Origin of the sequence: Verrucomicrobium sp. BvORR034 (genome assembly GCF_000739635.1) — a bacterium.
GTDB lineage: Bacteria > Verrucomicrobiota > Verrucomicrobiia > Verrucomicrobiales > Verrucomicrobiaceae > Verrucomicrobium.
This window is the reverse complement of record NZ_BATQ01000041.1, coordinates 18,238-37,647: the sequence shown is the minus strand read 5'-3', so window position 1 is coordinate 37,647 and position 19,410 is coordinate 18,238. Positions and strand designations below refer to the sequence as shown.

Genomic DNA, 19,410 nt, shown 5'->3' with positions numbered 1-19,410 from the left:
CCCACTGAATGAAGCATCTTACCGAATCTGAATTCCGCGCGACCTTCGCGGGCCCGATGCAGCGGGTCGCGCTGGACACTGAACCGCCCGTTCCGTTTTGGGACTACTTCGATGCCATTCCTACGGATCAGTTTGCTGGACATGATAGCTCTGTGGGCAGTGTCAGCCATGCATGGACCGACGCAACAGGGCGCTTTCAGCACGTTCTCGTCGACACTGACGACAAGAATATCTTCATGGTGATCGTTCTCGATCTGCGAAAGCGATCTGTGTTTGGCCACCGTCTGCTCAATCTTAACGACGAATATGGAGTGGAAGTTACCTGATCCAGAGTGCCGGCACTTTACACCTGTTGGCGGTTGGGCTGTGTTCAAAGACAGTCCAGCGCTGACGGCGGCCCTTTGGCATCAGTTCCCGGCATCCGACTGGCACTACCTCAACCTCACCGCCGGCAGTTCCGCGTGGGAATCTCGAGAAGACGGCAGCATCGTGATGGTTCACTACGAGGGGGAAGATCTTATTGAGATGGTCGTGGAGATGGTCGTGGAGATGGGTGCGGCTACCGAGGCGCTTCGTCCTCTCCTCGCAAACTTCCGGCTTATTCCCGTGGATGAGGCCGAATGGTGAACAGCGGAGCGAGTGCTCTCAAGGAGCGGCGGTTTGTGCTCGCACAACCGCCGAGGGGAAGCGGAGCGCTCGATCGTCAAACATCCTCCACCCTATGATGTCTAGCCATGGCCGACATGCTTGAAAGTGCCCTTCCTCCGGTAACCACCGGCGGTTGTGCAAGCACAAACCGCCGCTCCTTGGATCTTGTGGTGTCACGATGTTGAATCGGTAACTGGGCGCGTTGGGCTCTCAGCCTGACGCGTGGGCGCAGTCGCGGGACTATCATGGGTGACGCTCTTGGCGCCGAAACACCCTGCTTGCAACCCGCGTCTCGACCAGTAGAATTAAGTTACATCAATCGTTAAACGAACAGCTTCAGCGAAGCCATGGGACAACGTGCAAACTTGATCATCATCAGAGGTTCGGATGCACGCGTCTATTACGACCACTGGTGCGCAAACCGGCTCGACGTGGAGTTGTTCTGGGGTCCAAACAAGGCAGAGGCTTTCATTCAACAGCTCAGGCCGGTGGGGCCAGAGGGCTGGCTTGACGAGGTTTGGTGTGAGGGAGGTGCGATACTGGACGCGAACACTCGCACGCTGACTTGGTTTGGTGGCGAGGACATCGAGTATGACATCCCGCTTCGCCGGGCTCACCTCGAACTGATGCGAACTCAGTGGGGTGACTGGCAGATTGACTGGGCTCACGGTGGCATATTGGAGCTGGGGGCGAAGGTAGGCGCCCCGGCATCCATGTTCCTGGTGGCAAAAACCCCTGAGGCTTGGTTTGAGTGGAACGACGCTTACCCGGATGACAACAACGCGCTCATCACCGTCCGGCGGAATGGCATCACCCTGGTGAGTCGCATGTGCGGAGACGAGGAGGCGCTGCAGATGGGAAGTTCCCAATTGCATAGAATCTTCGAGTTCGAGATGACACCGGCGCTCACCTGGACAGGCGAGATGCCCACTTTCGGCGTGCACGTGGACGCCGACGAGAAGAAGCTCGAATTCTGGTCTGCCCGTCCTACCACCGCCGCTGAAGAGCGCGTGGCCAGTGCGTGGCCTGGTTGGGAGGTGGTCTGGCTTCGGGATGCCTTCGAACGCCAGCTGGAGGCTGCCAAGATCGATATCCAGCTTCCTGTGCGTGATGCTGCCAGCCTCTGTCGAGCAATCATCGAGCAACTCCGACACCGTTGTCACCGGGAAGGCCAAAACCCGGCACGTGAACTGGCCAGCAGGTTGAATGCCACCGAGTTAAACCCGATGACGGATGAAGCCCGCGGATCGGTTGGGACCGAAGAGGAGAAGCTCAGAACTTTAGACAAGCTGGCAGGTGAATTCGCACTATGATCCATGCCTTCTACTTTGAGCGCGATGGCGCACGCTCCCACCTGACCCTGGCAGAGTGGCGGGCCGCGGTCGCGGCGGTGCCGGGAGTGCGGTTGGCTCCAGCAGCGCAACACGACCTCGGGGACTGGATGGGTTATTGGGTAAATCCCGCCGGCGAGCCCGGGCAGCAGTTCCACGACCTGCCGGATCGCGTAGAAGACGCCGAGGTGTATCTCCCTGATGAAGGCTGTTGGAGACGCGCCTTCTACTGGCACCAACGACCGGAACCGGACCTTGGCGTCGTCACTTTTGAGAGTGTCCCCGAGACACTGTCAGGCGAGTCCCACCCAGTGTGGGCTGCCGCGCAAGCGCTGGCCCGGCTTCTGCGGGCGGAGGTGGTGGGTGAGGACGAGACAGCGTATGAGTCATAGCGAAGTGCCAATCCCAAACGCCCCACTTGAAGTTCTCTGAATCAAATGCGATGAGCGACACCACCACAGTGATTGATGTCATTAGACGCCGCCCGGGGATGTACTTGGGAGTGAAGTCGCTCACGGCGCTCCACCAATTCCTCAATGGATATCAAATGGCCTGCGGTTTTCATCAGATTGAGGACGATCGCCTTGGGCTTAGGATTCCACCTGACTTCCACGATTGGGTTGCCTATCGCACGCACTTTCAAGAGTCGACGACAGGCTGGTGCAACATGATTGTCGCCACCACCAAATCTGAAGAGGATGCCTTTGACCGCTTCTTTGAGCTGCTGGAGGAGCATGCCCACCGCGTGCCCCGGGTTGTCGCAGAAATCATCGGCCCCAACTCTTGTACCAACAGGGACTGCCTCGTACCGCCACCCGAGAGAGTTCATTTGGTGAAGTTCACAGAGGATCCCGGATTCTTTGCGCTTCACGGCAATAAGGACTGGAGCGATAGTTTTTACCCGTACTTGAGTTGGATGCACGGGCTGTATGGTGGCGAGTGGGTGATCCACGATGAGGCAGCCTACGTCGAGATGATCCGCGAAAATCAGGAGTGGGAGCGGGAGCTCGAGAAACGACTAGGCATCAGAGGTGAGGATCCCGCACCGTGATCCACCATCGCGGAAGGGGGTGCGGCAGAACGGGGTGGGCGCTCAACCTTGGGACAATTTGTACGACGCGTTGGTGTCGAAACATCTTTTGATTTTTCATTTGGTCCAGCTCTCTGGAAGATCAGGACAAGCATTGATCCATGCGGGTTTGCGGTCCAAGTGACACGGGCTTCCAGCCGGTGCGTGCGCGGTACCGGCGTCCCGCCGGTTCAGTTGCGGTTGGGGCGGGAAGACACCTCCTCGCGCAGGCTTTCCGGCATCCCTCCGGGACGCAAGAACGTCGGGGGCCACCAGCCCGGTGGTTGTCACCACCGGCTACAGTCCGATGTCCCTCCGGGACTTGAGGTGACGGGCTCTCCTGGTGACTTCCCGCAGGAGGGCCTGGAGGCATTGTGCACCGGCTTGTATCAATGCTTTTTCCGGGCTCGATTTCGTCCATGATCATGCCCTCACCGACTGAACTTGCGCGGGAAGCGAATCAAGCAATCGCAGGCAGCCATTGCACATCGAACGCTCTTGCTGACTGGGTTGCTGGGTTGTAACGTCGGGCAGCTTGCTATAGATCACATGCACTGGCGCACTCATCCAAAGCTAAAAGGACGATTCCTTCCGGAGCATCCTGACGATCTTCAGGTCATTGTCCATGACGGAGGACCACGTACTACCGACAAGCGACCAGAGGCAGTGTGGGTTACCGTCACCGGTTGTGATGGCGATATCTTCACTGGGTGTGCCCTCAATCAGCCGTCGCAGCTCCGCACGGTTCAGCAGGGCCAGCAGATTCGATTCCTCCTGCCAGCGGACAGCGAGCATCCGATTCTCGTGACCGACAAGTATTTACACGAGAGGTCGGCGTGGACCATTCATCCCTGCCATAAGTGCGGCCTCACGGAGTTGTTTGACGCGCCTTCGGATTTGATGCGAGTCGTGTTCCCAAACCTCCCGGAGGGTGCGGTGATGGAAGCGTTCACGAGCTTTTGTCCCCTTTGCGGCGGCGTGCAGGCGCTTCAGTTCAACGAGATCAGCGACGAGCATGCACAGCAGCAGCCAAAGCCGAAGGCGTGGTGGCAGATTTGGAAGTAGCAATAGTCGCTCCGCCTGGCAAGAGGCCGCGGCGGGGCAACCACTTTTGGACAAATATGGAGCTATCGCCACGCGAAATGAACGAGCAGCTTCGTGCGGGCTACGTCAGCAAGGAGGCTTTTCAACGCCTCTTCGATGCAGAATGCTATGGGAATGTTTCATCCATGTGCGTCCTTAAGAGTTGGCTTGGCGATCTCGACAAACCGTTGAGCGCAGGCAAGCGCATTGAAATCGAAGGAGATCGTTTCATTTCGTCTCTTCCTGAGTTGCATGCATGGATTAAGGAGAAGCTCCCTGAGGCCTACGCCTGCTTTTACGAACACGAGCAGTCCTGACTTTGGAGCCTCGTGGTGTGGTCCGCACCTGGGGATCAAACACAAAACAACAGAAGAACCCCACCCACGCCACTCCCGAGAACGAATGATGAATGATGAAACGCAATCACAGAGTTTCATCTGTCCCGAGTGCGGTGGCATAACGCCAGCCGATCGGATGCAGATCAGCCCTTCCCCGACCGATACCACCCGGTGGAGCAGAGCGTTGTCACGGATAGTTTGCGCCGACTGCTGTCGCATCCTTCCCGCATGGCTCGCAGAGCGATGGAATGGAGTTTCTATCGCGGAGGCCCGGCAGATTTGGCGCGCCGATTTCCGCGAGCACGGTCAGAGTGGACCGCACCGCAACTGACGCGCTCGCACAAGGTCTCTCCTGCACATTCATGCCTGATCATGCGCGAAAGCAAACGGCTATGTTGCGTCCCGCTCGCTGATCGGCCAACTTTTCCTGCCGACTTCGCAGCGCCATGAGCCTCCGCAGTTTCATCCAGCATGTCTTCAGAATTCAGAGCGGCTATGTGCCCCCTACGATGACGACGCATTCCGACGCCGATATTGGCGAATACACCTACTATTCAGGCACGGGTCTTTGGACGGCGATCCGGAGACTACAGGGCAGAGAAATTCAAATTTGCGGCAGGTCGGCTGCGCCGACCGAGGAGCAGAAGAAGCTCCTCGATGTGTTTTTCCCAAAGCTTGTTTCACTCACGGGATCTGCCCTCGCGATGCTGACCCCGCCCAATGGGTCACCACGGCACCCCCTCCCGAACCGCCTCATACTGCGCGAAGTCAGATTTGAGTCCACTGGCGTGGTCGAGCTCTTTTTTGACCCGGAACTGGATTGGGACGGGTACAGCATTTGGCCGATGGCGTCTTGCAGCCCTGAAGCTCACCTGTTATCTGTAGAATGGACCACATGAAGCCGATGATGTCATGAAGGCCGAACAAAGCGCAGGAGCCCCAACATGAACCGCCTGATCCAGCTCACTCTCCTCCTCCTGTGTCTGTCCGTCACTTCGATGGCGCAGGGACAGTTCGCTTCGAAATACAAGATAAGCCTGCTCTTTGAGCAAACAGGTTACAAGGAGGGCAAAAAGGAGTTGTTGTACAAATGGAACCGGACGGTTGGCTTCAGAGAGGATTTCCACCTTTTCCTGGATGACGCACCTTTGAAGGAAGGGTACACCATGGGAGTCATTGCCGGGGTGATTTATCCCAAAAATGGGGCGCTGCATTGCACCCTCTCACTGTCTGCGGCTGAAGACTTGAAAGACGAGGCCGGCAAGTTCTACAGAATCGGCGAGGCCAGGTTCTTCAAGGTCCCCAAGTCCATGACCTTTGAGTTGCCTCTGGCGGATGGGAGTGGATTTCAGAAATGCACGGTCACGATCAAGGCAGTTGGTGGATGACGGACCGGATGGAGGAAACGACAATCCGCCGGCAGCAGGGAGCTAATTTTCTGAATATGGACCTGGCCTCCTCCACCGCAATCGAAGTGACAGGATCCACTCAATTCAAGTTGGTTCGCACCCCTGAGACAGGAGTCTGCCTGTAGTCCCCTCGCTTCTGGCGGTGAGAATGGAAGGCCGTGACCGCAAGGGCTGATCAAGGGCTGCAGCATACGGCTCCAAACGGTCACCGCCGTGGGTGCTACTGGTCTCTGAAGAACGCATGGACCCTTCCGCGTTCTCACGAACGCAGCTACGACTGACTCGGGGCGGCGTGCCTTGGTGGATTCGCCGGGGCACCATGCCACGGGTTTCGCTCGCCAAGCTCTCTGCACTCGTGGTTCATGACATAACATACGCCCGATCACTCCATCACTCCACGACCCGGCAGGCTAAAGCCTGGACTCCGTACAACTCCACCCCCAACACCTTGACGCACTGACGCACTGCCCACTGACGCACTGGGCCGAAGGCACTGCCTACTGCCTACTGCCTACTGCCTACTGCCTACTGCCTACTGCCCACCGGAACACGACGGCGCAGGAGGGCGCGGCTGTGGGTCTCTGCGCGGCCGAAGACGGCCTTGTACACTTCGCAATACGGGTCCTTGGCGAGCATGGTGCCGAGGGCGCTGTAGGTGCGGACGGGACACCCGCCGTGGCAGAGGGAGAGGAAGCGGCACTCGAGGCAGTCCTCATGCTCGACGAGGTGCTTCGGCCGCTCAATGAACTCGCGACGCGCCGGGCTGGTGCGGAGCATCTGGGTGAGATCGATGTCGCGGAAGACATTGCCAAAAAAAGTCTCGGGATAACTCGTGACCCAGCAGTCGCACTGCGCGACGGTGCCCTTCGAATCGACAGAGATGAACTGGCTGGAGCAGTTCTCCTTCCAGATGCAGGGGAGGCGCGCGGGAGCACCGGTGAAGTGATGGATGAGCGAATCGAACGGCCCCAGGGAGACTCCGCTGGCATGGCCGCGCTCCATCCAGATATCGAAAAGGCCTGCGAGGAATTCGGCGAGCTCGGTCTTGTCCAGATCGAACTCGGCCTCGACCGCCTTGGCGGGGCCTCCGGGGAAGGGCGTATTCACCTGGAAGCTGGTGAGCCCCAGCTCCTCCGTGTAGTAGCGGTAGAAGGCCTCGGGCCCGGCATCCAGACTGCCCTGGTGCAGCACGGCGATGACGCCGATCTCGTGGCCCGCGGCCTGCGCCTCCCGGAGCCGCTTGGTCCAGAGGGCGCTGTAGGCCTCCGCGCCGCCCTTGAAGAGCTTGCGATGCAGGTTGGGGAAATCCATGGAGGTGCCAAGCGATCCACCGAACAGGTTGCGCAGCACTTCATCCCAGGCGGGCGAGTAGCTGATGAGATTGGTCTGGAGATAGTGGGTGAAGCGCCGCCCGCGCGCGGCGGCGGCCTCATTCATGATGCGGCCTGCTTCCTCGAACCAGGCAGGGCCCATGATCATGGCCTCCCCACCCTGCCAGTAGATCTCACATTCCTCGATCCCTTCGTGCTCGATGTGATCCAGGAGCTGGCGGGTCAGCAGGGGCACCAGCAGGAGGGGCAGCCGGTGCGGCTCCTTGTGCTCGAAGCAGTAGGTGCACGCCACGTTGCACTCTGCAGTGGGCAGAAGGATGACGCTGAAGACGCGCTGGCTCATCGGGTGGAAAGGGTGGACCAGGCAGCGGGGTTCTCCTCCTCCTGGCTGGCGAGATCACGGCTGATATCGTCGGCGGCGGACTCCAGGGCGGCAAAGAGCTGCTTCACCCCCGTGCAATCATACCGGGGGTCGGGGTACTTGAAATAACCTGCACAGAGCGGCTGCCAGCGGCAGGTGGCACACGCGGTGCCATCCTGGATGAGGGCCGAGAGATGCCTTTCGACAAAATCCGGAGGATGCAGCGCGCGGCCTTCGTCATCGCGGTGGGAGAAGATGGCGGGATCCTGCTCGAGGATTTCCCAGAGGGTGCCCTGGGGGGAGCCGCGGAAGGCGGCAAACACCGAGTGGAAGAACTCCACCGGGGCCTCCACCATGGGATCATGCAGGTAGAAGCGCGCGGCCTCTCGCAGCTCTGGCAGCACCGCGGGCTCCGGCTGACCTGGGAGCAGGCGCACGGGAAGCTGGAGGGAAGCGGCCAGTCGCAGGGCCTTCATGAACCCGGGTTTCACCGGCAGGGTGACCCGCACGGCGCGCACATCTGCCAGCCTATAGAGGGCAGAGAACTCTGAAGCCGGATCCTGCAGCACCACATCGAGCGGGATGGCCTTCGATCCCTGGGCGGCGAGCGCCCACGCGTCGGGATCGCCAATGAGTCCCTCCACCTGCAGCCCCTCCGCCCCGGGCTTGGGATCGCTCAACCAGCGGGCGAGCTCCTCCCGGGTGCGCACGATGACGATGTAGGCGTGCTCTCGACACTCCTCTGCGAGCCCGGCCCGCAGGAAGACGAGAGTGGCAGCGGGGTCCTCAGACACAGGATGCAAGCAAAAGCTCCCGGCCTAGTAGCGGTTGATCCACGAACCTCCGCCAACGCGCCGGTTGATCCAGCCGCCACCGCCCACGCGGTTGATCCAGCCTCCGCCACCGACACGATTGACCCAGGCCCCTCCTCCGCCAACGCGATTGACCCAGCCGCCGCCGCCAATGCGGCGGTTGAGCCAGCCAGCCCTGGCTTCCCTTGAGGTGCCGATCCAGCTGCCTGCCACCGCCGCAGCGATGGCCGCGCCGGACCACTTGCCCATTCCCTGGAGGAAGAGCCGGCGATCTTGTTGATCTTCGCCCTCAGCATGGGGCGGCATATCTTCGGGCAGTGAGTCGCTCATGGTCTGAAAATGGTGGGGGTGCAGGGGTTACTTGCCGGCCTGGTCGCCGGTCAGGGTGGAGAAGTGCATGGCGGCAATCAGCCAGTTGCCAGAGGCTTTCGAGACGGTAAGCGAGAGGTTCAGCGGGAAGGCGATGTCCTTTCCATCCTTCTTCCCCTTCACCTCGCCCGACGCCAGCAGCCAGCCCATCTCCGCAGACAGCTCGCCGTGCTTCACATAGTAGGTGAAGTCCTGCTGCCCCTTGTCGAACCCCTCAAAGAAATGGGTGTAGGCATCCTTGATCTCCTCCGTGCCGGACCAGACCTCGCCCGGGCCGGTACCGAGGATCATCGCCTTGGGCGAGAGCACCGCGAGCACGCCCGGGAGATCATGAGAAGTCATGGCGTCATCATGGGCCTTGAGCACGGCCCGGATCTTTTCCAGCTCCGGGTTGGTGGACGGGGTCTCCGCGGCCTGGACCGTGGACTTGAGCGCGGCGACGGCACCAATGGCTGACAGTCCCGCGATTATGGAGTTTCTACGGTTCATAAGCAGGTTTTACACCTCAGCCGCCCGGGTGGTCAATGCTATTCACCGCCCTGCCTTCACTCCCCTGTAGACCAAATTTCCGACAACATCCTCCCGGGATTAAGCCTGCCTGAGCCGGGTTGCAAATGGAGGGATCTATTATCCCCTAAAACCACTGCACCGACCACAACGGCTCTGCAGCAGCGATTTTGATCGGTTTTAGAAATGCCTGAGAATCAACAGGGCACGCAGCTTGTGGACGACCTCACACGCAAGTTTCAAGAAGTGCTCGGCGAGGCTGCCGGCGACTGGAAAACAGCGCGGCATTTCAGGCAGATCAAACAAGGCGTTGAACCGGTTCATCGCATCGATTCCGGGTGCGCTGACGCCTGCGCGAGGTGCTGGCGCAGACTGATTTTTTCGGAATTCGGATAGGCAATCCCGTGGCCGCATTTTTCATTTGTGCCACCCGAGGCGCTCATCAAAACCCGGATGGCCCAAATCCATTGGGCACGAGGCGGCAGGGCGGCGTCATGGGACGCTTGCACAGGACCGGGACAAGAATGTCCCTCCCTCCCTTTAATGACTGGCTGTCGAAGCGGTCACCTAGGAACCATCTAGTCTTTGCCTCCGTCCAGTCGAACCTCTTCTGCGAAGCGGATTCGGCCACAAGCCTAAGGTTGGCGAGCGCAGGCGGAGTTGAGACATTGCCTGGACCCCACGAAGCGAGATGATCTTGGGCTTCGATGAGGGCGGAATAGTTCAAGGAAACATCATCACCCTCCACACCTGATCCCTTGCGGGACGGGTACCCAGGGTTGACTCGCTTAGGGCTCGTCCAACCGCTGGGCTGTGGTAGACATCCCATTCTGGGATGAGCTTCGATGAGCGCCATCGCAGGGAGGGGACACCAGCATCCGCAACGCCCCTGATACTTGACGCACTGCCTACCGACGCACCGCGCCGCAAGCACCACCCATGACTGCGTCCGTCCTGTCGCCTGCCAGTATCCGTAGGCCGAAGCCTGGACGCCGTACAACTCGATCCTCAAGACCTTGACGCACTGACGCACTGCCCACTGACGCACTGGGATCCGAAGCCCCTGACGCAATACCTCCCCACCATGCCTCACCGCGATCCAGCCTCCAACCGCCCCTGACCCTCCCGCGCATCGGCGAAGAGCACCTTGTCCTTTTCCTCCACCTTGGCGGTCGCTTCGCCGGGGCTCTTGGGGTAGCACTTGCCGTCAAAGGCGAGCACGGCAGTCCCGGGCTCGGCCCCGCCGCCGCGCACGCTGACGAGGAGATCCCGCAGGCCGTGGTGGCGGCTGGCGCGCAGGTAGATGGGCGCGTGCACCACGCTCACTGATCCTACTTTGGTGTACTTCCCGTCCTCCTTGCACGCACGCAGGAGGAACAAGGTGCTGCCACCGGTTCCGCTGTAGGTGCTCTGGCTGTTCATGAGGGCCAGCACGTCCTTCCGCCCGTCTTCATCCAGATCTACTTCCACCAGGTCGTAGTGCTCGGGTTTGATCTCCTTGTCCACCTTCACCAGAGCGGCCTGCACGGCCTTGGCATGCGGGGCCGGTGAGGAGGGCTGCGGCTGCGAAGGCGGGGCCGCGGCATCCGGCGCTGCGGAAACCATCTGAAACACTGCGAGGGACACGACGACGGGAAGGACGGCCGGTTTCATGTTTTCATCTACGGAGCATGGCGGCGGTTTACGTGCAGGAATTTTCAGGATTTCCACTCCGCCGGACAGACTTTGATCCTCCAGCCAGGGCCCTCTTCCTCGAAATCCGGCATCCGGCAAATGACCTACCGGTGGAGGAAGCTCTTTATCGCACCTGCAACGCAGGCTCAAGCCCCCCTCTAACGTCGATGGGCTGCCCTGATTTAGCCGAGGAAGCCAGTCCCACCACGCTGAAGACCGTGACGGCATTCTCCCGCCGACAGAGACGTGCAGACGGTAATTCCGCGGACATACGGGAACTCGTCGAGAATAAGGGTGTCTTGGGACGTTTGTAAGGTGACCGCCTAAAGGCGGAACTCCAACGTCGGCGCGGATGCGTATGGGAATTGGGAAGTACTCCGCCGCTGGTCATGGAGAAGGAACGGGAGCAGCGGGACGGTGCGTATTTCCCCCACCTGATCGTTCGCAGCAGGGTTGGAGTTCCGTCCCGCATGCGGGACGGGTCAGGTCAGGCGAGGGATCGAGGAAAGTCTGTTGCGACCTTTACTCGATGCCAAGCGGAATACAGCAAACTAAAGTTTGAACTACGAACAACTTCTCTGAGCCGACTAAAGTCGGTACTCCAACTCCGGTGCGAACGTGGTATGTGATAAGAGCAGCGGCATTCCGCGGCTCCCCTCCTCAACCAGCGCAGCGTCTCAACGTACCGCTTGCGGCACATCACAGCCTTCTGCTGAGCAGGACGCGGCGGTGGCGGCGCTGGGGCGGGAGTGGCGACCTGATCGATCCTCCGGATAATTTGCAACCTCCACGGATGATCCAATGGACAAACCTTGCGCGCCGGGTAAAAGGGGCGGTCGAGGCGTGGAGAGACGTCGGGAGACCTGCGACTGATTCCGTCCCGCATGCGGGACGGTACTCCAACCCTGCCGCGAACGACTTTTCATCGACACAAATCCCTCTCGCTGTTCTCTGCTTTTCATCTAACGTCTAACACATAACATCTAACTTTCCCCTGCTCACCATGCGACTCCTGCCAGCCCTCGCCCTCTTGTTGCTCGCCGTTGCCACCCCCACCGCTACCACCTCCGCCATGGAGATGCCCTCCTTCCACACGAAGGGCACGCCCACGGGCACTCCAGATGGCCCCTTGCAGCCGGGTGAGTACTGGTGGCACCCGGAGATTTCCCCCAGTGGCCCCATCATGGTGCTGGTGAGTGTGCCCAACCAGATCCTGCATGTGTACCGCAACGGCGTCCTCATTGGCCGCTCCACGGTGAGCACGGGCACGAAGGGCCATGCCACGCCGGGCGGGGTCTTCACCATCCTGGAGAAGCGGCAGACGCACCGCTCCAAGACTTACAACAACGCGCCCATGCCGAATATGCAGCGCCTCACGTGGGACGGCATCGCCATGCACTCCGGGAACCTTCCTGGTCATCCCGCCAGCCACGGCTGCATCCGGCTGCCGTATGACTTTTCCCTGGCGCTCTTCAAGCTCACGGCCAAGGGCGGCACGGTGGTGATCGGCGATGGCAAGACACCCACGCCGCATCTGGCCGCCAACCCCGGGCTGATGCTGGCCCCGAAGGACTTCAACCCCGAGATGCTGAAACCCCAGGGCGCAAACGACTACACCTGGCTGCCGGAGCGCAGCGCCAGCGGCCCCATCACGATCGTGGTGAGCGCGGCGGACAAGGCCCTCTACGTCTTTCGCAATGGCAACCCCATCGGCCGCGCCTCCGTCCAGATCAGCGATGGCGGCCTCTTTGGCACGCGCAAAGAACTGGGCAACCACGTCTTCACCCTGCTGGAGGGCACGACCGACAAGCCCAGCTTCTGGGCCCCCGGCCGCACCGCCCGCCCGTGGATGCGCGTGACCAGCAGCGGCCCGAAGATGGATGTGGACGACCTCGGCAAGCGACTGACCGTGAACCCGGAATTCGCCACCAAGCTGTATGACACCATCGCCCCTGGCACGACCGTCATCGTGACGGATCACGCCGCCGTGCGCAATGCCGCGCCGAGCACGGAGGTGCTGGGACATTGAGCCGGTGCGTCAGTGGGCAGTGCGTCAGCACGTCAGTGGAGGGTGACTTGGAAGACGGGAGGCTGGTTGACGGCTTCCCGTTTTTTGTTTCCTCGTGCCGCTCCAACCCTGCCGCGGACCTCCATCGACTGAAGAGCATCCCACCCCGCTGCTCACCATTTACCATTTACCTCTACCCACTCACCCCCTTATCCCTCTTCCCTTTCCCCTTTTCCCTCTCCCTAGTACACCCTCGTCTGATGCGTCTCGGGATCGATCACGATGGAGCGGAAGTCGGCAGGCAGATCGGAGGGCACACCTTTGGGGGTCTCGCGCACCAGGGTGAGGACGGCGGGCTGGCCGGCCGGGAGGGTGGTGGAGCCGTTGACGTGCAGGAAATAACTCACGTAGCTCACATTCAGCTCCGCACCGGCGGTGCCGTCGGAGTGGACGGTCTGGCTCTTCAGGGTGTTGTACTTGGCATCCGGCATGAGCAGCACGTCATCCGGCAGGCGCTGGAGCTCGCCGGAGAAGGTGACCTGGGGTTTGCCGTCGGTGGACCAGCCGGTGACCAGACCGAACTGGTAGGCGCGGTAGCCCAGGGTGCCCTGGCGGGAGGTGGGGAGCAGTTCAAAGAAGCGCAGCTCCACGAGCTTGTCCTCCTTCCTCGCCAGGAGGCTGGCCTGGTTGAGATCGGCGGAAAGCTGGCGGGCGGCACCGGAGAGACGCTGGCTGCCCAGGGCAGCGGGCACGGACATCGCGGCCATGGTGACCAGCATGCTGAGCAGGGCCACGACCACGAGCATCTCCACCAGGGTGAAGCCGGCACGTGATGCGGAAGGATGGACAGGGCGGCGCATGGGTTTCAGGAGATCATTGCAACTACTACAGCTCATCTTCAGAGATCCATTTGGAGCCACGCAGGGTGACGCTGCTGCTGAGCACCTTGTGATGGAGCGGCAGGGCGCTCAGGCCCTGCTGCACAGCGGCGATGTCATCCTTGAGCTGGGCATACCGGACGAACTTGCCTGCCAGCACGGCGCGCACGGCCTCGCCGGCGGGCTTTTCCCCCAGCTTGTGCACGAGGGCCTCGTAGCTGGTCTCATCCGCCGCGACGAGGGTGACGCCGACCATGACGGGCAGCTGGTGGCGGCGGGATTTGTTGATGGCATTCAGCCCGTTCCACTGGAAGTCGCGGCTGTCATAGCGGTACTGGGGGTCCGGCACCACGGTGGTGCGGCCGCCATCCGTCTGGGTGGCATGAGGGGTGAGCACCAGGGCCAGGATGTTGTCCGCCAGCGGGCGGGAGTTGGCTCCTAAATCCTGCTGGTACCAGCGCAGGGCCTGGGTGCGGCTGGTGAGATTGTTCAGGCCGAGCTTGCTCGAGTCCCCGTAGAGGATGCTGTCCTCCGCCGGCTGCACGTACTGCATGAGGCGGAAGCGGTTGCGCTCCGGATTGACCACGGCGGGCTGGCCGTTCTGAAGGAAGCCGGGGCGTATGGCGAGGTCGCTCCCATACTGGACGTAGAAGCCGCAGCAGTTTACCAGATCATGCAGGCGGCGGCGGTCGGCACTCTCTGACCGGCCCAGCGGGGCCTGGAAGAAGACCGCCTGCCCGGCCTCGGCACCGCTGGTGAGGAGCTCACTGGACGGCCCCAGAACGAAGTGGTGGTCTGAAATGCGCTCATAGCCCGTGGGGGAGGAGGCATCCTGTGCGGAGCGGCGGTAGGCCCAAACCGCGTCCATGGTGGACTGGGAGAGGGCGTTGCCCACGGCATCCATGACGCGGCGTGCTTCCTGAAACTCCGTGGCGTGCGCGCTGGCGCGGCTGATGGTGTCCTGCGTGCGCACCATCAGGTCCGCCATGATGGTCATCATCACGGCCAGGACGGAGACGGACACCAGCACCTCCACGAGGGTGAAGGCGGTGGACAACGGGGGGGAGGGCTTTTTCAATCGTGCGTTCACAGGGAGGAGACGGCGGCAGCACCCGTCAGCGGGCCGGTTTGTTCAAGCAGGGCGATCCACACGCTGCGTTCCCGGTATTTCCCGGAACCGTCCGCCAGGGACTGCGTGTAGTTGTTCAGGCGGTCCGTCACGCGCACGCGGAGCTGGCGCAGGTAGGGGTTGGCCTCGTTGTCGCCCTGGAGGGAGGGCTCGGTGCCGACCTTCACCTGCACGGCGTAGTTGCAGTCCAGCCCGGTGGCATCTGGCACCTCAGCGCCGGTCTGGTCGAAGAAGAGGGTGCAGTCCTGCATCTGCACGTTGCGGTTGCCGCCGGTGGCAGACTCATCCAGCCAGACGCCGGTCTGGTAGCGGTCCATCACGGTCTGGAGGATGCGGGCCTCCGCCTGCTTGTTGCTGGAGTCACGCAGAGTGTCCAGGCCAAAGGGCAGCAGGGAGATGAGCGTGAGCAGCGCGGTGGCGGCGATGCCCATGGCGAGGGCGACTTCCGGCAGGGAGAAGCCCTGGGCGTGGCGGGTGGATGCAGTGTTGATGGCTGTGTGGGGGCGGGGGGTCATGGGGCAAAAGTCTTGCGTTCGATGATGCGGAAGCGGTAGTAGCGGTCCCAGCTCTGACTGTGGCTGGGCGTGCTGTTCGTGAGCTCGGCCAGCTCCGGATCCTGGGGATCGAGGTAACGCTCCAGCGTGGCGGAGCCGCGGTGGCTGGAGGTGGAAAGGTCCGCACCCTCCACCCAGCGGTCCACAGCGGTGCTGCGCGCCTTTTGCAACGTCTCCACACGGAAGTGGACGGTGAAGGTGTTCGACCGGGTGGTGAGACGCGGGTAGAGCTGGTTGTACGGGGCCTCTCGGCTGTTGTCCCCAGTGGGCTCAAAGGCATCTGCCGCATTCAGGGCGCCGTTCCACCAGGTCACCATGTCTTCATAGGTGGTGGGGGGCGGGGCGGCGTCCGAGTTGTACACCACGCCGTTGCGCCGCTGGGGTACGAGGAAAATCTCGCAGATCTCCGAGGCGGAGCGGAAGACGTCGCCGGTCTCGAACCGCTTGGTGAAGCCCTTCAGCGTCTCGTTGCGGTTCACATCGTAGTACAACTCGTAGCGGTGCACCGCGCCCTCCTTGTAGTTCGTGCCGCCGGCGCTGTTGTACCCGTTGGGCGTGGTGCCGCCCACGGAGTTCGGCGAGATGGCGCTGAGCTGCACCGGCTTGAGCACGGCATGGAGGCCGGTGTTGCGCTCGATGTGGCGGAAGGGCAGCATCTGGGTGTTCATGTTGATCTTGCCGGCGGTGGCAAAGGACTCGCTGATGGCGTAGGGCTCCACCACGGGCATCCAGAAGAGGTCCAGCCAAAGGTGGTCCCGCGGGCCCTTGAAGCCCTCGTGATCCTGCTCATCCGGCTCCATCCCCGCGGGAGTCGAGCGGGAGGCCGGATTGGGGCAGAAGAGGAGCGTCTGCCAGGGCTTGTGCGGATCCGACGGGGTGGCCTGGCTGCCATTGATGCCGGAGGGCAGCGAGCCAAAGGCCACGGCGGAGGTGATCTGGCGGTTCGGGCTGAAGCTCAGCCCGTTCTCCACGCCGAAGCCGTGCCGGCTGAAGTAGCCGAGATCACCGTCCGCCGCCTGGTTATTGGAAACCACGTTGTTCTCATCCGCCTTGTTGATGTAGGGGCCGTCCTCCACGCGGCCGGCACCGTTGTCAAAGTCACCGGGACGTCCGAGGCTGTTGGACACGCCGTCCTGCCCGCGCAGGACCGCCGGGATGGAGTCGCGGCCATACCAGACGCCTTTCACCAAAGTGCCGGCAGTGTTCACGGTGGCAGCGCGCAGGTCGTTGCGGGAGAGGCCCAGCGGACCGTCTGCAGCATCACCCGGGCCGAACTGGCCGTACACCATCTGGTTGCCCTGGCGCAGGAAGTGGAGGCGCTCCACGGTCTTGTCCGCATAGCGCGGGTGCGGGGTGTACCAGGAGGCAGGCACGTCCCGCATGGCGGAGAGGATGCGCAGGTCCCCTTTCGTCGGGCCGTTCACATCAATCTCCACACTGCGGGTGATGTCGCCGTCCTGGATGAGCGTCTTCACAAAGTTGTTCGCGTCGCCCTGGGTGCGCTTCGTGAGGTTGTTGAAGTCTTCATTCACCAGGCGGGGCACCTTGAGCGTGGCGGGCGGGAAGGTGACGTGCAGGGTCTGGATGACCTCGGCCTCCTCGAGTTTCGGGAAACCACTCAGGACCTCGATGGTGAAGCTGCCGCCATCGAAGGTGAACTCCGTGGCCGTGCCGGTGGTGACGTAGCCGCTGTAGAAGGGGAAGTTGTTGTCCTCGTTGTTCCGCGCCATCTGGCGCGTGGCGGTGGCGAACTGGTCGGCGGCGGCGGAGCTGAGGTTGGCCTTCTTGAACTGGGAGGCGAAGCCGGAGAACGCGGTGGCGCCGGCGGAGTCCAGATAACCAGCGGCGGTGCTGCAGCGGATGGTGTCCACCGCGGGGAAGGCCATGGAGCGGCCGTTCACGCCCAGGGAATCGAGCCCGGTGATGCGGTAGCGCACGTTCGACGTCACGCCCGGGGCGCCGCTGGTGGGGTTGAACGGCTCCAGCGCGAGGAAGGCCTGCATGCGCGTGGTGGCTCCGTTGGTGGGGTTCTTGTTGGTCGCCATGAAGACGAGGGCGACCTCCGAGATGGTGTTGAATCGGCCGAAGCCCTTGGTATCATTTCCTGGAACCAGCGGCACGGCGGAGGACTCGCCCCGGCGGTCGCCCACGCGCGGCGGCAGGTAGGTGTAGGTGGGGGCCAGCCCGGTGCTGTAGCTGTTCACGGACCAGCGCATGAAGTCCACCATCTCAGTGAGGATCTGGTTACGACGCGGCACGGAGTACTTGGCCGCGAAGTTCCCGCCGAAGCCGGGGATGTCCCGTGCCTGGCCGCCGCTGTTGGTGCCGCCGGTGAGCGGGACGAGGTGGTTCTCATAGAGCTGGCGGTTCCGCGCCAGAGCGCCGCTCACTGAGGAGCTGTCCAGGTCCAGATCGCCACGGATCTTCTGCCCGGTGCCGGCGTCATCCACGCTCTTGAAGTTCTTCAGCCGGGTGAAGTACCACGGCTTGCCACCGCCGGTGCCGACGAAGGCGAGGAGCTTGTCCTTCGCGTTGCGCTCGGTGGGCTCTGCGGAGATGGGCCAGAGCATGACGCGCGGCTGGTTGAAGAGGTTCAGCTCCGGGGCGCGGCTGTGCGGTGTGAGGAAAAACCGCGCGGTGGCGATGTCCTGCTGGGTGAGCGCGGGATCCTGCATGCCGCGGTTCCGGTTGAAAACAAGCTCATCCAGCGTGGTGTAGAGGCGGTCGTCCTTGTCCGGCACGAGTGCGACGGCGGGCATCTTCGTCCCGCCATAACTGCCGCCCCACGGCACCCGCGGGCTGATCTGGTGATAACGCTGCAGCACGGTGGCGAGCTGGGTATCACTGAGCGTGGGGCTGACCACGAGCTGCTGGCCAAAGGCCTGGAACACGGGGCTGAGCGCCGTCTGCGCAGGATGCCCGGGGTAGCGGGAGTATTCATTCTGCGCAGGCTGGAAGCGGGCGAACTTGGCCGTGGAGCCATTGAAGAAGCGGGGCACATCCCATGCGGAGCCTTCTGTGGCGGTGTTCACATTGATCTTGGTGCTCTCATCATCCGTCCAGAAGGCGACACGCCCGACGATGGGGTTCTGCTTCGTGGGAGCGGCTGCGCCATTCGCTCCAAAGGTGAGGCCGTCATCCTTGTTCCCGCCCGTGGGCGCGAGCACCTGGCCATCTGCCAGCACATACATCCACTTCACCGGCATGGGCAGGCGGGTGCCCACATCATCCACACTCGTGGGAGCCACGGTGCCGGGCACCGCGACGCTGTTCACCTTGTAGCCATCCACGGGGAGTCCGCCATTGCGGGCGAAGACCGCGCGGGGATCGCTGATGGGAAACACGGTCTGCACGCGATCCGCCCCGGCGGCCATGACGGCGGCGGGTTCATTCATATCCACATACAGGCCGGGCACGGTCTGCCAGGTGGAGAGGTCGCTGACGTCGGTGTTGATGGCCGACTTCACCACATTCAGCGCCATGCCATTGGCGGTGCCGGTGGCATTGGGCTGGGTGACGACCATGGCGTCGTCTGAGTAGAGCTTGTACAGCGCCACCGTCTTGGCCCGGACGCTGGCGTTCTGCACATCGGACTCGGTGCCGAACACGCGGATCATGCCGGGCTGGGAAGCCCAGGTCTTCTCCAGGCCGTTCTGCTCCGTGGCGCGGCGGATCTGGCCAATGGCCATGTTCACCGGCAGCTCGGAGAGGGTGCGGGCCTCGGTGATGTTCGAATAAGCGGAGGCGGAGCGGTGCTCGGTGCGCACCTCGGCCATGAAGGCGAGCACCAGCATGGCCACCACGGCCACGGCCACCAGCACCATGATGAGGGCGATGCCACGCGGCGGGTGCGGACATTTGAGATCCGGATGTGAGAAGGGGGTCTTCATCAAGCAGGGGTAAAGTTAT

20 protein-coding genes are annotated in these 19,410 nt (G+C 62.2%); 11 read left to right on the top strand and 9 right to left on the bottom strand.

What is annotated here, in order from left to right; translation table 11 throughout:
- Positions 1-8: 8 nt before the first annotated feature.
- The 9 genes from BV034_RS06375 (at position 9) to BV034_RS06330 (ending at position 5,857) form a co-directional block, all read left to right on the top strand.
- Positions 9-326 (top strand): hypothetical protein, encoded by a 318-nt coding sequence (locus tag BV034_RS06375; protein WP_050025273.1) that lies wholly within the window; start codon positions 9-11, stop codon positions 324-326.
- 40 nt (positions 327-366) lie between these two features.
- Entirely contained in the window at positions 367-627 is a 261-nt protein-coding gene (locus BV034_RS06370) for a hypothetical protein (protein ID WP_050025272.1), read from the top strand.
- A gap of 368 nt (positions 628-995) precedes the next feature.
- On the top strand, positions 996-1,961 hold the full coding sequence (locus BV034_RS06365; RefSeq protein WP_050025269.1) for a hypothetical protein: 966 nt from the start codon (positions 996-998) through the stop codon (positions 1,959-1,961).
- Positions 1,958-2,371 carry a hypothetical protein gene (locus BV034_RS06360; protein ID WP_050025267.1) on the top strand — a complete coding sequence of 138 codons (414 nt, stop codon included), beginning with the start codon at positions 1,958-1,960 and terminating at the stop codon, positions 2,369-2,371. The genes BV034_RS06365 and BV034_RS06360 overlap by 4 nt, the downstream gene beginning before the upstream one ends.
- A gap of 50 nt (positions 2,372-2,421) precedes the next feature.
- Positions 2,422-3,030 carry a hypothetical protein gene (locus BV034_RS06355; RefSeq protein ID WP_050025264.1) on the top strand — a complete coding sequence of 203 codons (609 nt, stop codon included), beginning with the start codon at positions 2,422-2,424 and terminating at the stop codon, positions 3,028-3,030.
- 567 nt (positions 3,031-3,597) lie between these two features.
- Positions 3,598-4,113 carry a hypothetical protein gene (locus tag BV034_RS35780; protein ID WP_265592703.1) on the top strand — a complete coding sequence of 172 codons (516 nt, stop codon included), beginning with the start codon at positions 3,598-3,600 and terminating at the stop codon, positions 4,111-4,113.
- Between the two features lie 77 nt (positions 4,114-4,190).
- Positions 4,191-4,448, top strand: coding sequence for a hypothetical protein (locus BV034_RS06340; RefSeq protein WP_050025258.1), 258 nt, complete (start codon positions 4,191-4,193; stop codon positions 4,446-4,448).
- A gap of 467 nt (positions 4,449-4,915) precedes the next feature.
- Positions 4,916-5,368 carry a hypothetical protein gene (locus BV034_RS06335; protein ID WP_050025257.1) on the top strand — a complete coding sequence of 151 codons (453 nt, stop codon included), beginning with the start codon at positions 4,916-4,918 and terminating at the stop codon, positions 5,366-5,368.
- A gap of 45 nt (positions 5,369-5,413) precedes the next feature.
- Positions 5,414-5,857 (top strand): hypothetical protein, encoded by a 444-nt coding sequence (locus BV034_RS06330; protein ID WP_050025254.1) that lies wholly within the window; start codon positions 5,414-5,416, stop codon positions 5,855-5,857.
- A gap of 546 nt (positions 5,858-6,403) precedes the next feature.
- On the opposite strand, the gene BV034_RS06325 is transcribed toward BV034_RS06330, so the two are convergent.
- From BV034_RS06325 to BV034_RS06310, 4 genes are read right to left on the bottom strand one after another with little or no spacing between them, the layout of a single operon-like run.
- The gene (locus BV034_RS06325) at positions 6,404-7,552 is read right to left on the bottom strand and encodes an SPASM domain-containing protein (protein ID WP_050025252.1); all 1,149 of its coding nucleotides are present in this window, start codon (positions 7,550-7,552) and stop codon (positions 6,404-6,406) included.
- Positions 7,549-8,364, bottom strand: a complete 816-nt coding sequence (locus BV034_RS06320; protein WP_050025250.1) for a hypothetical protein — start codon at positions 8,362-8,364, stop codon at positions 7,549-7,551. Before BV034_RS06320 ends, BV034_RS06325 begins: the two co-directional genes overlap by 4 nt.
- Positions 8,365-8,388: 24 nt before the next feature.
- Positions 8,389-8,712, bottom strand: a complete 324-nt coding sequence (locus BV034_RS06315) for a hypothetical protein (protein ID WP_050025248.1) — start codon at positions 8,710-8,712, stop codon at positions 8,389-8,391.
- A 27-nt stretch (positions 8,713-8,739) separates the two neighbouring features.
- A complete protein-coding gene (locus tag BV034_RS06310; RefSeq protein ID WP_050025247.1) occupies positions 8,740-9,240 on the bottom strand; it encodes a nuclear transport factor 2 family protein in 501 nt (166 codons plus the stop codon).
- 204 nt (positions 9,241-9,444) lie between these two features.
- Between BV034_RS06310 and BV034_RS06305 the strand changes: the two genes are divergently transcribed.
- Positions 9,445-9,654: a hypothetical protein gene (locus BV034_RS06305; protein WP_050025245.1), complete on the top strand. Its 210-nt coding sequence runs from the start codon at positions 9,445-9,447 to the stop codon at positions 9,652-9,654.
- A gap of 693 nt (positions 9,655-10,347) precedes the next feature.
- On the opposite strand, the gene BV034_RS06300 is transcribed toward BV034_RS06305, so the two are convergent.
- Complete coding sequence (locus tag BV034_RS06300; protein ID WP_050025243.1) at positions 10,348-10,911, bottom strand: hypothetical protein; 564 nt, start codon at positions 10,909-10,911, stop codon at positions 10,348-10,350.
- A gap of 1,024 nt (positions 10,912-11,935) precedes the next feature.
- Here BV034_RS06300 and BV034_RS06295 point away from each other — a divergent pair.
- Positions 11,936-12,961 (top strand): L,D-transpeptidase, encoded by a 1,026-nt coding sequence (locus BV034_RS06295; RefSeq protein ID WP_050025240.1) that lies wholly within the window; start codon positions 11,936-11,938, stop codon positions 12,959-12,961.
- Between the two features lie 221 nt (positions 12,962-13,182).
- On the opposite strand, the gene vccD is transcribed toward BV034_RS06295, so the two are convergent.
- The 4 genes from vccD to vccA are packed head-to-tail and all read right to left on the bottom strand — an operon-like array spanning position 13,183 to position 19,391.
- Positions 13,183-13,800: a Verru_Chthon cassette protein D gene (vccD, locus tag BV034_RS06290; RefSeq protein ID WP_050025238.1), complete on the bottom strand. Its 618-nt coding sequence runs from the start codon at positions 13,798-13,800 to the stop codon at positions 13,183-13,185.
- A gap of 25 nt (positions 13,801-13,825) precedes the next feature.
- Entirely contained in the window at positions 13,826-14,896 is a 1,071-nt protein-coding gene (gene vccC, locus BV034_RS06285) for a Verru_Chthon cassette protein C (RefSeq protein ID WP_265592702.1), read from the bottom strand.
- Positions 14,897-14,904: 8 nt separating this feature from the next.
- Positions 14,905-15,462 (bottom strand): Verru_Chthon cassette protein B, encoded by a 558-nt coding sequence (gene vccB, locus BV034_RS06280; RefSeq protein ID WP_050025233.1) that lies wholly within the window; start codon positions 15,460-15,462, stop codon positions 14,905-14,907.
- On the bottom strand, positions 15,459-19,391 hold the full coding sequence (gene vccA, locus BV034_RS06275) for a Verru_Chthon cassette protein A (RefSeq protein WP_050025231.1): 3,933 nt from the start codon (positions 19,389-19,391) through the stop codon (positions 15,459-15,461). The genes vccB and vccA overlap by 4 nt, the downstream gene beginning before the upstream one ends.
- Positions 19,392-19,410 lie beyond the last annotated feature (19 nt).